Source organism: Alteromonas sp. MmMcT2-2 (assembly GCF_022348305.1).
GTDB lineage: Bacteria > Pseudomonadota > Gammaproteobacteria > Enterobacterales > Alteromonadaceae > Alteromonas > Alteromonas macleodii.
In genome coordinates, this window is sequence record NZ_JAKRFA010000062.1 from 1 (window position 1) to 16,343 (window position 16,343).

General features: G+C 41.6%; 9 protein-coding genes and 2 tRNA genes. 7 read left to right on the forward strand and 4 right to left on the reverse strand.

All coding sequences use genetic code 11. From position 1 onward, the window contains the following. Positions 1–106 precede the first annotated feature (106 nt). From MHM99_RS19435 to MHM99_RS19455, 5 genes are all read left to right on the forward strand, one after another. Positions 107–1,054, forward strand: coding sequence for an IS30 family transposase (locus tag MHM99_RS19435; protein WP_041155238.1), 948 nt, complete (start codon positions 107–109; stop codon positions 1,052–1,054). 438 nt (positions 1,055–1,492) lie between these two features. Next, the gene (locus tag MHM99_RS21420; protein WP_239220341.1) at positions 1,493–4,195 is read left to right on the forward strand and encodes a LuxR C-terminal-related transcriptional regulator; all 2,703 of its coding nucleotides are present in this window, start codon (positions 1,493–1,495) and stop codon (positions 4,193–4,195) included. Between the two features lie 278 nt (positions 4,196–4,473). After that, complete coding sequence (locus MHM99_RS19445; protein WP_187447532.1) at positions 4,474–6,903, forward strand: TonB-dependent receptor; 2,430 nt, start codon at positions 4,474–4,476, stop codon at positions 6,901–6,903. A 101-nt stretch (positions 6,904–7,004) separates the two neighbouring features. Beyond that, positions 7,005–8,030: an MBL fold metallo-hydrolase gene (locus tag MHM99_RS19450; protein WP_024017274.1), complete on the forward strand. Its 1,026-nt coding sequence runs from the start codon at positions 7,005–7,007 to the stop codon at positions 8,028–8,030. A 199-nt stretch (positions 8,031–8,229) separates the two neighbouring features. Then, positions 8,230–10,518 (forward strand): multiheme c-type cytochrome, encoded by a 2,289-nt coding sequence (locus MHM99_RS19455; protein ID WP_187447533.1) that lies wholly within the window; start codon positions 8,230–8,232, stop codon positions 10,516–10,518. A gap of 401 nt (positions 10,519–10,919) precedes the next feature. Here the strand turns inward: MHM99_RS19455 and MHM99_RS19460 are convergent. The 4 genes from MHM99_RS19460 to istA (MHM99_RS19475) all read right to left on the reverse strand — a co-directional run bounded on the left by MHM99_RS19460 (position 10,920) and on the right by istA (MHM99_RS19475) (position 13,696). Next, positions 10,920–10,995: transfer RNA gene (locus MHM99_RS19460), tRNA-Val, on the reverse strand. 40 nt (positions 10,996–11,035) lie between these two features. After that, a tRNA-Val gene (locus MHM99_RS19465) sits at positions 11,036–11,111 on the reverse strand. A gap of 344 nt (positions 11,112–11,455) precedes the next feature. Then, on the reverse strand, positions 11,456–12,190 hold the full coding sequence (istB, locus tag MHM99_RS19470) for an IS21-like element helper ATPase IstB (RefSeq protein ID WP_187447534.1): 735 nt from the start codon (positions 12,188–12,190) through the stop codon (positions 11,456–11,458). A 9-nt stretch (positions 12,191–12,199) separates the two neighbouring features. Next, positions 12,200–13,696 carry an IS21 family transposase gene (gene istA / locus MHM99_RS19475; protein ID WP_187447535.1) on the reverse strand — a complete coding sequence of 499 codons (1,497 nt, stop codon included), beginning with the start codon at positions 13,694–13,696 and terminating at the stop codon, positions 12,200–12,202. 157 nt (positions 13,697–13,853) lie between these two features. On the opposite strand from istA (MHM99_RS19475), the gene istA (MHM99_RS19480) reads away from it, so the two are divergent. Together istA (MHM99_RS19480) and istB (MHM99_RS19485) are read left to right on the forward strand one after the other, a co-directional pair. Then, positions 13,854–15,386, forward strand: a complete 1,533-nt coding sequence (gene istA, locus MHM99_RS19480; protein WP_187447536.1) for an IS21 family transposase — start codon at positions 13,854–13,856, stop codon at positions 15,384–15,386. A gap of 9 nt (positions 15,387–15,395) precedes the next feature. Then, positions 15,396–16,136: an IS21-like element helper ATPase IstB gene (gene istB, locus MHM99_RS19485; protein WP_187447537.1), complete on the forward strand. Its 741-nt coding sequence runs from the start codon at positions 15,396–15,398 to the stop codon at positions 16,134–16,136. The last annotated feature ends 207 nt before the right edge of the window (positions 16,137–16,343 follow it).

Below are 16,343 nucleotides of genomic sequence, written 5' to 3' on the forward strand. Positions count from 1 at the left end.
CCCCGATTTCAGATAATAAGTGCGACATTCATGGAAAGGTGTAGAAGAGGAGGCCAACTGCTAAAAGTGGTACGCTCTTCTCGTCAAAGAAACAAGCAGTACTACCATGAATTATCAGCAGTTGACCGAGGGCAGAAGATATCAGATTTCGGCTCTTTTGGAACGGGGAATTTCGGTTTCTGAAATAGCTAAAACTGTTCAGTGCCATCGCTCTACGGTATACCGGGAGCTTAAACGCGGCCGCAAGGGCAGACATTATTGTCCTAACGAAGCCCAGATGTTATCAATCAAAAAACGCACATCAGCGCGTAAATACCGTATACCACAGGAGCGTGTTGATTTTATCCGCTTGCTTTTAGAAGCGGATTGGAGCCCAGAGCAAATTTCCAGTGTATTAACGAAAGTCGGTGCCGCTGTCAGCCATGAGTGGATCTACCGATTTGTTGCACAGGATAAACGCTTGGGTGGCAAGCTATATCGCCATTTGAGACAAGGACACAAGCGGTATCGTCGCGGTAAAAAAGAAAAAGCGCCCGCTATCAAGAATGCCGTTTCTATCGATGTTCGGCCAAGCATCGTTGACAGTAAGGAGCGATTTGGTGATTGGGAAATCGACACTGTCTTAGGCAAACACGGCACTGGGGCTATGGTGACTATTTTGGAGCGTAAAACACGATTTTACGTGGTAAAAAAAGTGCCATCTAAGTCAGCAGATGATGTCACCAAAGCAACCATAGAGCTACTCATGCCTTATAAGGAGCATGTGCATACCATCACGGCAGATAACGGGAGAGAGTTTGCAGGTCATGAAACCATCGCAAAGGAGTTGGAAGCTGATGTGTATTTTGCCCACCCTTATAGCTCTTGGGAGCGTGGAGCCAATGAGAATGCTAACGGCCTTTTAAGGCAATATGTGAAAAAAGGAACCGATCTAACAACAGTAACGGATAGCGATATTGAATTCGCTCTATCGCGAATAAATTATCGACCAAGAAAGTGTTTAGGCTTCAAGCAGCCAGCGATTGTATTTAAAGAAATGGCATTGGCTGCTTGATATTGACGAGTGTCGCACTTCGCAGTTGAATTCGGGAGCAAGTATTTTTAATGATGTAATAATTTTCAAAATAATTGTCCGTTAATAGAGCAAAAGTTTATTCAATAGTTTGAATATGCTTGTTTTTATGAATTTTATTTAAACTACATTTATAATATTTCTATCAAGCTAAAAAGCGTATTAATAGCCGATTAAAACTATCCTAGTTTTTAACTATAGATGTTTTGATTAGGGCATGCTGGTCTTAACAAGCAAAAAAATGGTCTGTGCGGGCTATATCTAGTAAACATAAAATACTCGTTAGAAAATTACTTTATACTATGTTTCTGTTCATTAAAAAAAGAACTACAATGTATAATAATATCAATAATGTAGGGCTAGCATATGCGTATTACTTTGACGCATCTACATTACTAATTATGAATAATAGGGCGCTTTGTGCAAATTTCTGCAGCTAAATTTACTCCTAAAGTAATTACCAAACATTTAATAGAGCAGACAGAATTAGTTCAGCATTTAACTGCAAAACCGTTACGTAATGTAGCGATAGTGCAAGGGCTTGCTGGTTATGGTAAAACAACCTTACTTTTACAATACCTTGCTTGGTTACAAGCAAAAAAAGCCCGCACAATTTGGATTAATTTAGAAAAAGCTGACAATGATATATCACGTTTATTGCAAGTGGTTAGTGAAGCTAGTAATGCATCAGTATCGGGCTCGAGTAAAGTAGCTACAAAAGAAAACCCACATAATACTGACGACTTAAATGTATTGTTGTCGGCTATTGCTGATAATGAACAGCCTTTTTATCTTTTTCTTGATAATTTTGACGTAATAACAGAACCGTCAACGTTAAGTATTTTAAGTGACGCCCTTAATCATTTAAAAAGTCATCAGCAAATTATTATTGCTTCTCGCACTGCGCCAAAGCTTGCTTTGTCAAAATTGAAAATAGCAGATAACTTAATAGAGGTTTCAACATCGGAGCTAAAATTTAGCTTTGAGCAAACTAAAGTATATTTTTCTCGTTTTGGTGATATTCAACTAAATGAAGAAAAAATATGCAAATTATATGAATTAACCGATGGCTGGCCTGCAGCATTAAAGCTGTCTACTTTTTTGATCAAACAACCAGAGCAACTTAGTCAACTGACGGTAGACGGAAAAGTTACCAGTGAGCTGTTTGATGATTATTTAATTGAAAACATTTTTAACCACAAATCTGCTGAACAACAAGAGTTTTTAGTAAAGACATCAATTCTGTCAGAGTTTAATTTGCCACTTTGCCAGCATTTATTAGCTGACACTTTTTCCGCTGGAAGAGCAGCGACAATGCTAAATGAAGATCTTGAAGAGTCGATATTGATTGAGTCAACCAATCAACAACAATCTTGGTTAAGTTATCACCAATTGTTTGCAAGCTTTTTAATTAAACTATTAAAACGAGATTATGCAGAACAGGTAGAGCCATTGCACGTTAAAGCGGCAAAGTGGTTTAAAGAAAATAACAGGCCAAGATTAGCAATAGAGCATGCTATAGCTGGTAATGCCAATGAACTTGCCGCTCAAATGATGGATGACTTTGCTCTACCTATGTTAAGAAAAGCGCAGTTTAATACATTAGCTGATTGGACAAATAGCATTTCTTCTGAGTTATTAAATCAACATATTAATTTGTATTTAGCAAAAACATGGGCTGATTTATTTTATAAACGCACATTATTGGTTGAGAAGGATATTTCTCAAATTAGTGAGTGGCAAAAGGCTAATAAGTTAACTAAAGAGCAGCAGCGTATTTTTACGTCTTTAAAAATATCGTTTAGCATAATGTCTGACAATAATGATGAGACGCTAAACGTAGTACAAGCATTGTTGGCTGATAATCAACCTAGTAACCATTCATTGGTTAGAATTGGTTTTTATAATATTCAAGCGTACATCCATTTAAGCCAAGCAAAATTTGAAGATGCAAGAATTGATGGTATGAATGCGTTGGCGTTAACGCAATTTATGGGTAAAAACAAATCATCAGATAATGTTTTTTTTACCGTAACTTATGCTCATGCCGTTCAAGCTTTTGCTCTATTATTGCAAGGAAAACTTAAAAGAGCACTCGCAGTAGCTGAGCAAGGGCTTAGAGATTTTTATCAGCAAGACTTTATTGAGTCAGCAAATGCTTATGGCGTACTTCCAGCGTATACAAGTTTACTATATGAAACGAATAAGTTAGATGACTGCGAAACTATTCTTACAAGAAACCTCTCGTTAATTAGGCAGTTTGCGTTACCAGAATGGTTAGCAGTAAGTTATTTATGCTTGGCGCGAATTCATTTGGCAAAAAATAATACTAATGATGCTATTAAAGTAATTGAGACACTTGAACAGATAGGTTATTCCGATCATTTACCTCGACTTTCGGCTATTGCGCGGTGGGAGCTGGTGAGGATCCACCTTAATAATGGTGAGGTCATATTAGCAAACGACATTGCTGAACGTATTAGTAGCGAAAATTTAGTGGTTAAAAAAGCGCAGTGCTCAATCGCTGCAGACAATGAGGCTGATACTATTACCAGCATTCGACTTTTGTTAGCAAACCAGCAATACAAGAAAGCGTTAAAGCAAATAGCTGATGCAATCGAGCAGTCGCAACCTAATCGCCATTATCGCATATTAAAATTAGAAGTTTTAAAAGTAGTTGCGTTAAAGCAGAGCAATGAACATAGACAAGCATTAAGGCTGCTAACTAAATTAGTAGCTCAAGGCCAAAATGAAGGGTTTGTTCGGACGTTTGTTGATGAAGGCGAAGTGATTAGCGAGCTATTAAAAGAGTTATACCAAACCTTAGATGACTATAACTCTAAACTAGCACTTTATATAGCATCTTTATTAGCCGCTTTTGGTATTGAAGCTAACGCGGCGCAATACGAAGAAGTAAATAATAGGCTAATTGAACCACTTACCAAGCGAGAAGAAGAGTTATTGCACCTCATTAATAAAGGCCATACTAATAGCAAAATTAGTGCGTTACTAAGCTTGTCAGAAAGTACAGTTAAGTGGCATTTAAGCAATTTATTTTCAAAATTAGGGGTTAAAAGAAGAAATCAAGCTACCTCAAAAGCACGAGAACTTGGTTTATTATAAATTTATTTTTGCTTAATTTGACGTCTTTTTACCTACTTGATAAAGCATTGAACGATTCTAAAGAAACTTATCAAAGCCCCAAATGTATAACGGTCTAGCTTGAATGTCGTTTTGGATATGAGCCTACAAAACTTAGTTACTTTTCTATCAAATTTTAAAACGTTAGCTATATTTAAGACAATTAAATAGCAGAATATGACCTGAATTTCGCATAAAGGACTCTACTATTGATAAAAGATAACAATAAATTTAAGTGAAATTAACAATCGGGGAAAGTTATGAGAACCAACAATGTTTTTGTAAAAAGTCGCTTAGCGGCGGCTATCGGGGTTTCATTCTTATTTTCAGGCAGCTTGTACGCAGAAGAAGCTGCTGGTGAGCAGGCTGAAAAAGCCAAAGAGAAATCTGGCTTAGAAGTCATCCAAGTAACAGCTCGTAAAAGAGTAGAGTCAGTTCAAACAGTACCTTCAAGTGTTAACGCGGTAACAGGCGAACATATGGAAGGCATGGGCGTACACAGTGTTAACGACCTTACTAAGTTTGTTCCAGGTCTTGAACAGCCAGAACTAGCTAACCATTCACGTTTATCACTTCGTGGTGTTTCATCAGGTGATAACCAGTCATTTGAACAGTCTGTAGGAACATATGTAGACGGTGTATACCGTGGTCGTATGAATCAACTGCGTTCAGGTTTCTTCGATATGGAGCGTGTGGAGGTATTAAAGGGCCCACAAGTGTCACTTTACGGTAACAGCTCAGTTGGTGGTGCGTTAAGCATGGCTACTAAGCGTCCTGAAGTTGGTGATGAACTAAATGGTAACTTTACCGTTAAATATGAAACAGAATATGAAGAGTCACAAATTTTAGGCGGTGTAAATATACCAGTAACAGACGAATTTGCTGTTCGCGTTGCGGGTAAATGGCGTGACCAAAGTGGTGGTGCGGCATTTAACCATTATACGGGTAAAGTTGAAAACTCTTATGAAGATTCAGCGTTTCGTGTCAGTGCGGTATGGGAGCCGAGTGATGAATGGAGTATTTACCTTCGTCATGAACAAGCAGATTTTGAAAAACATGGTGAATCGTTAGCTATTTATGCGCATGTAAACCCTGATTTTACACCAAACCCTAATTCGCCATTAGCTCCGTTTGGTATTGGCACAGGTGATTTAAATACGGGTAATGACGATAGTATTTTTAACAATGGTCCGTCGGGTAACTATAACGACAGTGACGAAACCATGTTGGAAGTGGTTTGGAACATTAACGACGACATGACATTAACGTCAATTACTGCTGACAGTAATTATGATTATTATCATACGCTTGATGTTGATATGACACCGGCAAACTTTATGTCGACAAATACACCTGAAGATTACAGTCAGTTTTCTCAAGAATTGCGTTTAGATACTGAAATAAACGACCAATTAAACATTATGGCAGGCCTTTATTATCAAGATGCAGATTTTAATACAGGTTTTGATGTTGACTTTTATATGCCTTATGTAAGCACATTAATTGGTAGCCCATTAGAGTTTGGTTCATTTTCTCGTTCAAACTATTTAAGGCAGAATACTGAACAGCAAGCGATATTTACGCAATTTGACTACAATCCAACAGATAAATTGAGTTTAACGCTTGGTGTTCGTTATACCGATATTACTAAAACTGCAACACAAGGTTTAAGATTACTTGATATTGATGGTTCTACGTACGATGAAGCGCCATACCCTGAAGGTCACCCATTTGCTGGTTTAACGCCTGCATTGTTTAGTTATTGGGGGGTTTTAAAGTCTGTGGGTGCTCCGCATGAATTTCAAGATATGGTACGCGAAGAAGATCACTTAATGTTACAAGCAAGTGCTAGTTATCATTTCTCTGATGACTTTATGGGTTATGTAAATTACGCCGATGGTGCTAAAGCGGGTGGTTTTGATACGCTTTATGAAGGCCCAGTTACAGCGAGCCCTCTTGGCACATCACCTGGACCTTCAGCGGGTACGCCAGAAGATACTGAATTTGAAGATGAAAGTGTATCAGCGTGGGAAGTGGGCTTTAAGTCAGACTGGGAAACAGTTCGCTTGAATGTTGCAGCCTTTTATGGTGTTTACGACAACCTACAAACGTCGATTTTCAATGGTTCTATTGGATTTAACGTAGGTAATGCAGGTAAATCAATTCAAAAAGGTGTTGATGTAGAGTTTATCTGGCAAGCAACAGATGATCTAAAAATTACTGCAAATGCGGAATACTTAGATTTTTACTACGATGAATTCCAAGGTGCAGCGTGTAGCTTAACTGAAGTTTATAGAGGTGAGCAGGGCGCAGATGGCAAGTGTGACTGGTCTGGTGATAGCCTTGCTTGGGTGCCTGAGTTTACTGCGGTTGTAGCTGTGGAGCATATTGCAGAAGTGTTTGGTGATTATGAATTAGTTAATATGTTAAGTGTTAGCTATAAGTCTAAACATACGGTCGATTCAGATAATGAAGTAAACCTTACTCAGGATGGCTACGCTTTAGTTGACTATCGCGTCACACTAACACCAGCAGACAGCAATTGGCATGCTGCATTTACTGTAAACAACTTGTTAGATGAAGACTATGAAGTTTACCTAACTAAGATCCCATTAATTGCAGGTGCATATTCTAATGGTGTTCATCAAAGTAAACGTCGTATTAACTTCGAAGTAGGTTTTAACTTCTAAATTAAACTCGAATAATTGCTCGCAAGTTAAGGCGAAAGTAAGGTGACATTGTTACCTTACTATCGCCTTTTTTTCGCTCGTCTATTTTTGGAAAGTATAAAATGTTAAAGAATTTCAAAGAAAAAGCCCCCGAACCTCAACACCTGTTGCATGTAGGTAATAACTTATATTGGCTGCGCATTAGTATGCCATTTGCACTTGATCATATAAATATTTGGCTAATAGAAGAAGCTGATGGTTGGGTGGTAATTGATACTGGCCCGAATACATCAAAAGCCAAAGAGCAGTGGCTTGCGGTAATAAATAACCAGTTAAAAGGTAAACCAATCACTCGCATTATTTGTACTCATGGTCACCCTGATCATATTGGCTTAGTGGGTTGGCTACTTGAAGAGCTAGAGCACAAGCCTAGTTTTAGTATTTCAATGCCTGATTACAAATATTATCAAATGTTATTTTCTTGTGAGCCAAGTGTACCAAGAGATCAGCTCAATGAGTTTTATACTGGATACGGTGAAGGACAAAAACAAGTAAAGGCTTATTTTAGGAATATTGATACCTTTCGCAGTATTATTTACCCTGTAGACTCACCTTGTCAGGTATTACAAGATGAGCAAATAGTTACTTTAGGTAATCATCAATGGCGAATAGTGATGGGCTATGGCCATGCGTCGGAGCATGCATGTTTTTATTGTCAGGAATTAGATATTCTTATTGCTGGTGATCAAATATTACCGAGTATCACGCCAAATATCAGTATTTGGCCTGATGCGCCTGATGCTAACCCTATGCAATTATATTTTGATTCAGCACAGCACATATCAACAGTGATTACAGATGAAACCTTGATTTTGCCAGCACATGGTTTAGCTTTTTATGGTGGTGTTAGCCGATTAAATAAAATAGTTTATGGGCATAAAGAAAAGCTTGAACAGCTTTATCTGCATTGTAAAGAACCCAAACAAGTTAATGAAACTTATCAAGTGTTATTTAACTGTGAAGTTGACTCAGGTAATGACTTATTTGCATTTGGTGAAGCATTAGCTAGTTTGCAAATATTGGTTAAAGCGGGTCGCTTAAAAGTGACTCTTAATGAGCAAGGTGTAAAGTTATTCCAACAAGCTTAGGCTAAGTTGTGTAGAATTAATAATTTATAGATTGATAAGCTTTGCTTTGTAAATGGTTAGCATTACAACCATGTAGTTAATCACATTATTTGTGTATCGGGTGTTTAAGAGCACTGGGCAATAAATTTATTTTATCTTGCGTAATAGCTAAAAAACTTCTTTAAGTTTTGTTTTAATTTATTAATTTTAAGGGATAACTTTGCTAATTCGGTTTAAAACATCAATGGCTTTAATTTGGTGTTTCTTTGTCTTTTCATTATTTGTTAGTTTTAAAAGTGAAGCTAACAAAGACTTAAGCTGTGCTTCTTGTCATCAAACTCAAACACTAGCTTGGAAAAGCTCACACCATTTTCACTCTATGGCTGAAGTATCATCGGACTCTAATTTGGGAGATTTTACTTTAGGCAAGGTTAAGCTAAACGATGAAGAAATAAAGCTACTGATTCAAGACGACAAGTATTTAATAACTATGCCTGGAGTAGATGGAAGCCCAGTAACTAAAGAGTTACTTTATACTTTTGGTTATTACCCGCTACAACAATATATGTTTAGTGATGGAGCAGGAAAGTATCAATTTATTCCTTACGCTTGGGACAGTCGCTCAAAAGCTGAAGGTGGACAAAGGTGGTTTAACCTTTATCCTGAACTTAATGCTGAAGATGAATTTCATTGGACGCAAATGGGGCAAAACTGGAATCAAAACTGCGCCGATTGCCACAGTACAAACTTTAAGAAAGGCTTTGATTTAGAAACACTTTCATATCAGTCGAGTTATGACATCATTAATGTTAGTTGTTCCGCTTGTCATCAGGGAAGTGAGCAACATTTAACGTGGGTAAAAAATCCTGATAGTAAAATAAAAAATCCTGACAGTAATAAAAATAAATTTGGCTTTAGCCAAGATATTTCAACAAAAGTACCCGCATTTGCTACTAATGACTTAGGTAAGCTATTTCCAACAACGCGAGTGAAAAAAACACAGCAAGTGGAAGTATGTGCTCAGTGTCATAGCCGAAGATCACAACTGTCAGATCACACTGAATCAGTGCCATATCATCAGCAATATCAATCGTCATTAGTAAATACGCCTTTATATTACCCTGACGGGCAAATTTTTGATGAAGTATATGTATATGGTTCGTTCAAGCAAAGTAAAATGTATCAAAATGGTGTTACTTGTACTAATTGCCATGATCCGCATACTTTAAAGCTTAAACATGAAGGTAACGCCACCTGTACCCAATGTCATAGTGCAGAGCAGTACGATATTAGATCACATCACCAACACCTTGCTAATTCAGCTGGTTCACAATGTGTTAATTGCCATATGCCTGAAACCACTTATATGGAAGTTGATGATCGTCGTGACCATTCGTTTAAAGTTCCGCGTCCTGATTTAAGTGTCACGCTTGGTGTGCCAAATGCTTGCCAGTCTTGTCATAGTGATATAGCCAATGACCAACATGCCAAACAGTTAACAAAGTGGTTTCCTAATTCAACATATCAGAAAGAAAAAGGCTACGCTCATGCCTTTGCTTTAGCTGATAGCGGCGACTTTACCGCTATACCTGCATTAATGGCTATTGCCAATGTCCCGACAAACCCTGAACTTATTAGGGCTTCGGCTGTTTCACGTATATTTGGTGCTAGAAATAATAGAGAACTTATTGGCTTTATTAGTAAGCAGCTTAATAGTAGCGATATTATGTTGGTACTCGCTGCGATTAGAGCATCAGGGCAATTAAGTTTAATCAATCGCTCACTAAAGCTTATCCCTTTACTTACACATCAAGAAAAGCCTGTCAGAATGGCGGCAGGGCGCCAGTTGGTGGAAAACCTGGCTGATCCGACATTTGTTGGAGAAAAACGGCAACAGTTAGAAAAAGCGGTTGCAGAATACATTGAAGGACAATTGTATCAAGCTGATAGAGCGACCGCCCACGTAAATATTGGACAAGTGTATGCTTTGAAAAGAGACTTTAAACAAGCTGAAGAAGCTTTATTAACTGCGATAAAAGTAGAAGATATTTTTATGCCTGCTTATGTTTATTTAGCTGAAGTTTATCGACAACAAGGCGATGAATTCAAAGTAGAAAAAATACTAAAACAAGGGCTAGAAGTTAATAATAAAGCCGCAGATTTATATTTTCAGTTAGCGCTTTCTAAAGTGCGCCAAAAGAATAAACAAGCAGCTTTACCATTGTTTGATAAAGCGGTAGCTAATGAGGCTAGAAATCCTAGATATTTATATACTAGGGCCGTTTTATTACAAGAAAACCAGCAACTTCAAGCAGCTAAAGCTGATTATGGTTTAGCACATCAAATAGTGCCTAACAATCCAGATTATCTTTACGGGTTAGTGAGTGTTTTAATTTCGCTTAAATCGTTTGATGAAGCGTTACATTACGCTTATCAGCTTAATCAATTAGTACCTAATAATCAGCAAGTACAGCAGTTGATTCAGTTTATTAGGTATTCAAATCGCTAAAGGTATAAATAGTTTTTAATTAGTACATAAGAATAAGCTATAACTTTCGAGCAATAGCTTTTTACCTTCTAATAAGAGTTTACTCTAGTTCAGCTTGTCGTATTCAAGAAAATATAGGTATTGTCATACCGCACTTGTTGCCGTATCTCCTGAACGTAATGATGCTTTTAACGTACTTTTCGGGAGATTCCCGATAAAAACATTCGGGAATGACAGTTAGCTGAATTGAACAGTTTGTCTTTAGTTTTTATTAAATATTACGCGAAAACAATAAAGTGGTGGACGATACTGAGCTTGAACAAGTGACTTGGTGCGGGTTGTAAAGAGTAGAAGGTGCTCGCACCGCTTTTAACTGCGTACAGCAAATAACTATGGATAAAATAGATAAAAATAAAAGTAAGTGGTGGACGATACTGGGCTTGAACCAGTGACCCCCGCCTTGTAAGGGCGGTGCTCTCCCAACTGAGCTAATCGTCCATATATATCAGATAGTGATATGAATCTAAGGGTAAATGATTGGTGGACGATACTGGGCTTGAACCAGTGACCCCCGCCTTGTAAGGGCGGTGCTCTCCCAACTGAGCTAATCGTCCAATCATTTTCAGAGACATTTTGCTAAAAGCAGAAGTGGTGGACGATACTGGGCTTTATCCAGTGACTTGGTGCGGGCTTGTAAAGAGCAGAAGGTGTTTTCCCTTATTTTCTTTAGCTACGCAAGTCTTTTGTCTACCTAACACTTAAAACAAAGTGGTGGACGATACTGGGCTTGAACCAGTGACCCCCGCCTTGTAAGGGCGGTGCTCTCCCAACTGCGTATTAGGCATTTACCGATCACTAATTCCGGCCTCTCGATCACCCCAATTCTGATACACCCGATCACTGGTATTATGGCTTGCCCGATCAGTAGTTGTGGCAGACCGCAGTCTGCCACAGGTATTTACCTCATGGTTTGTTGCTTTCTCATTGACTCCCCAGTGAGGGTTATCCGGTGAGCATTGTGGATGAGGCGATCTAGTAGCGCATCGGCAACCGTGCCGTTACTTATCATTGAATGCCATTGCTCTACAGGTAGCTGACTACAGATGATGGTGCTACTTACGTCGTGCCTGTCTTCTACCACCTCCAGTAAGTCTGTTGCCTGTTTGACGGTGAGTTTTTCCAGTCCCCAGTCATCCAGGATCAGTAGCTGTTGTTTCGCTATCGTTGCTAGCTGCTTGGTGTAACTGCCATCAGCGTGGCCGATGTGTAAGTGCTCGTTTAATCGTGGTAATCGCCAGTAACCAACACGTATTCCCTGGCGACACGCTTGTTCACCAAGCGCACAAGCTACATAGGTTTTACCGCCACCTGTGGCTCCGGTAACAATGATATTCTGATGATGACTAAGATATCCGCCATTTAATAAATCGGCCATTCTTGGCTTTTGTAATCCGCGGCCATTGTCGTATGACAGTTCTTCCGGTGTTGCATTTAACCTGAGTCGTGCCTGTTTACGAAGTCGGTTGATGCGGTTTGTCCGTCTTTGGTTCATTTCATGGTCAACCAGCAGGGACAACCGTTCCTCGAAGGCTAATTCACAGTAGGTGTTGGGTTGAGCGCGTTGCTGTTTTAACATATCCGCAATCCCTGTCATGCGCAGTTGCTGTAATTGTTGGATGAGTAGATCGTTCATTTGAGTTCCTTATTTGTAATATTTAGGGCCGCGGATGTTGTGATGAGTGAGATTGGGCGTTTCAACGTCATCCACTTTCGGGGCATTATCAAGGTGGGTGTGCAACAGCGATTTCACGCTGGCTCGACAGGGATTACCTATATCAATAGCCCGGCGACAGGCTTGTTCCAGGCGACTTTCGCCGTATTTCTTTGCAAGGTTAAGTAGCCCAAGGCAGGCCCGATAACCTTGCTCTGGATGTGGTTTGCTTTGCAGAATGGCGTCGGTGACTTCAAGTGTGGAAGGGCCGATCTGCTTTGCCCAGTTCTTGAGTCTTCCGGGTGACCATTTCTGATGCTGATGATTGGCAGGCATATGCTCATCAACACAGGTAAAGCCACCTTTTCGGTCACTACGCATGTGTTGTGCAATGCACTCGCGTTGGTAGTAAATCCGAATAAGCCGCTTAGAAGCCTGTATTTCAACTGACTTGCCGACAAAGAGGTGAGGAACTGAGTAGAAATGGTCTTTGTACAAGACATGGTAATCAATACCGACTCTGGCAATATGGATTTCAGTGTATTCCCATGGTGTTGTGGGTAACGGGGCCAGCTCTGGTTTATCCAGCGATTCAAACAAGGTTTGTCGGTTTCCCGGTAATCGCTGGAATGGTTTCTGATTCAGTTCATGCAGTAACGCCCGAATAGCAACATTAAGGCCTGATAAGGTATGGAAGACCTGATGCCGCAATTTTGCCATTATCCATCGTTCCACAATGAGTACGGCATTTTCTGCTTTCGCTTTATCTTTTGGCTTCAGAGGTCTTGCAGGCATCACGGCGCAGCCATAATGATTCGCTAATGACTGGTAAGCTGTATTCAACTGAGGTTCAAATCGACAGGCTCTGGTGACCGCTGACTTGAGATTGTCCGGTACCAGCAATTGCGGCACGCCGCCGAAGAAGGCAAACATAGCCACATGCGCCTCCAGCCAGCTTTCGAGCTTCTGGTTTTCTGTGGCAATCGCAAAGGTGTAGTTTGACGCGCCCAGTACCGCAACAAAGACCTGGGCATTACGCACTTCTCCGGTGCCGGGATTTACAATCGGTAATGTCGGCCCACAGAAGTCGATAAATAGCTTCTCGCCTGCTTTATGCGTAAATCGCATCGAGCGCTTTTGCTGGGATTTCCATTCACGATAATTGTCGCAAAACTGGCTGTAGCTATAGCAAGCATCAGGGTAATTAGCCTGATATTCCTCCCAGAGCAGCAGTTTAGTTACACCTTTACGCCGCAGTTCAATATCCATCAGGCCATAATCAGGTTTAATACGGCCCGCTTTCCTGTCAGGATAAAGTGACTGATGTAGCCATTGATCGGAGGCATGCTCAGGTAACGGCCAGCCACAATCCAGGGTTCTGAATTTACCGAGAATATCAGATATAGTGGCAGCCCCTGCATACACCGGAGCAATCCGGACATCGATTCCGGCATTATCCGGACACCCTTTCCGTTTTAATCCGGACACCGATTCCGGGATAAACCAGCCAGTTTTCTGCTAACTCCGGAATCACTGTCCGATTAGGCGGAAACCCTGTCCGGAATGCCGGAATCCCTCTCTTTTCTCTTTTAAATCAATTAGTCACAATCCTCGTTATCGATTGAATTATAGCGAGGACGTGAGCATGACAAAAAAGAGGACATCTATGGCAAATATCAAAGAGATTTTGCGCCTTAAATTCGAATGTGGTTTTTCTGTCAGAAAGATCGCCGCCTGTACGAAGGCAGGACGCTCGACCATCTCTGATATCCTGACGCGCTTTGAACAAAGCGCATTGCGCTGGCCACTTACCGACAACTGCTCCGATACCGCGTTAACACAGGCCCTGTATCGGGAAAAAACGGCGGCTCAAAATAAGGTCATGCCTGATTTCGCCCAGTGCTTTATCGAGCTTAAGCGTAAAGGCATGACCAAGCAGCTTCTGTGGGAAGAATATGTCGCCGAGCATCAGCACAGAGCCTACCGTTACAGTCAGTTCTGTGAGCATTACCTTCGATGGCATAAGATGCAAAAGCGGAGTATGCGTCAGATCCACACTGCCGGCGATAAGCTGTTTATCGACTACTGTGGCCCGACAATCCCGGTCGTGAATCCTGATACCGGAGAGGTTCGTTATGCGCAGATCTTCGTTGCAACGTTGGGGGCATCCAATTACACCTACGTCGAAGCCTGCCCAAGTCAAAAACTGGAGCATTGGCTGGAAGCGCACGCAAACGCCTTCACGCACTTCGGAGGCGTGCCAGCGCTTCTGATCCCGGATAACCTTAAAGCCGCGGTCACCAAAACGGATCGTTACGAGCCGAAACTCAACGACAGTTATCGTAAACTCGCGAATCATTACGGCACTGCGGTGATGCCCACGCGACCTTATAAACCGAAGGATAAAGCCAAGGCAGAAAACGCGGTACTGATTGTTGAACGCTGGATCATGATGCGTCTTCGCCACCGCGTATTCCATACCTTCCATGTATTAAATCTGGCGATCCGCGAGCTGATGGACGATCTGAATCAAAGAGAGATGAAACAACTGGGCGCGAGCCGTAAAGCCTTATTCGACAGCCTGGATAAACCCGCCCTGAAACCTCTCCCGGTTCAGCGCTATCTGTATACAGAAAGCAAACGCGCCAAGGTAGGGCCGGACTATCACATCGAATACAGACAACACTATTACTCGGTCCCTCACCAACTGGTAGGCCAGCATGTTGAACTGGAGGCGAACGTGCGGCTAATCCAGATCTACCACCAGGGAAACCTGGTGTCTCAACATCCGGCCAGCCAGAAAGCGCACGGCCTCAGTACTCACACGGAGCATATGCCCAGCAACCATCAGTACCAGAAGTGGTCACCGGAGCGCTTACTGAACTGGGGTGGCAATGTTGGGGCGGCTACCCGGCAGGTTGTCAGTACTCAGCTCAGCGCCAAAGATCACCCCGCGCAAGCGTACCGTAGTTGTCTTGGTCTGCTTAATCTCACCAAAAAATACGGCGATGTGCGCCTGGAACAGGCCTGTAAAGATGCGCTGATGGTGAATAAACCCTATCTGCGTTTTATCAGAAACCTGCTTAAAAACCACCGGGAAGGCCAGTTATCTTCCGAGTCTCATACCACCCCGGATATCCAGCACAGCAATGTGCGTGGCCCAAATAGTTACCACTAGGAGAACGACATGAATCAGCTTAATGAACAACTAAGAACCCTGCGTCTTGGTCACGCCGCCAAGGGCCTTGAACAGCAGCGGGAGCAACTCTCCACCTACGCCGAGTTAACGTTCGAGGAGCGGCTTAGTCTGCGCCTTGAAAGCGAGGTGCTGGGGCGAAGCCGGGCCAGGATCGAACGCCTTAAACGACAAGCCAAGCTACGTATTGATGCCTCACCTAATCAGCTTATCTACAAAGAGGATCGGGGCCTAAAACGCATTCAGATAAGTGAACTATTAACCGGGAGCTACCTGCTAAAGCACCAGAATATCCTGATCACCGGACCAACAGGTGCCGGTAAAACTTACGTGGCCTGCGCATTGGCAACCCAGGCCTGTGAGCAGACGTACAGCGTTCGTTACTACCGCCTTAGCCGTTTACTGGATGATCTGAGTTCAGGACGGCTGGATGGCAGTTATCAAAAACAGCTTCTGGCCTTATCAAAGAAACAGCTGCTGGTAATCGATGACTGGGGAATGGAAAAGATGAGCCAGGAGCAAGCCGGTCATCTGCTGGAGTTACTGGAGGATCGTTATCAAACAGCCAGTACCATCATGGTAAGCCAGCTCCCGGTTAAAGAATGGTACAACATGATAGGCAACGCCACGGTGGCAGATGCCTTGCTGGACAGGCTGATCCACAACAGTCATCGGATTGAGTTGGGAGGAGAATCAATGAGAAAACTGGCGCAATCCGGACAGATAGGATAAAAATAGGGTTAGAGAAAAGCGAGGAAAACAGGCGTCCGGATTAAACCGGTGCCGGTGTCCGGATTAGCCGGAATATGCATCAAATCAAAGCGCTCTATCATGCCAGTCACGGCGTTTTTCAAGGTAGTTGTCGCCTGAGCTGTTAAGCTGCTTCTTTTTTATTCTCCGGATTTAGCTCTACGCTTCCGATCTTATCCCAGTTTCTGG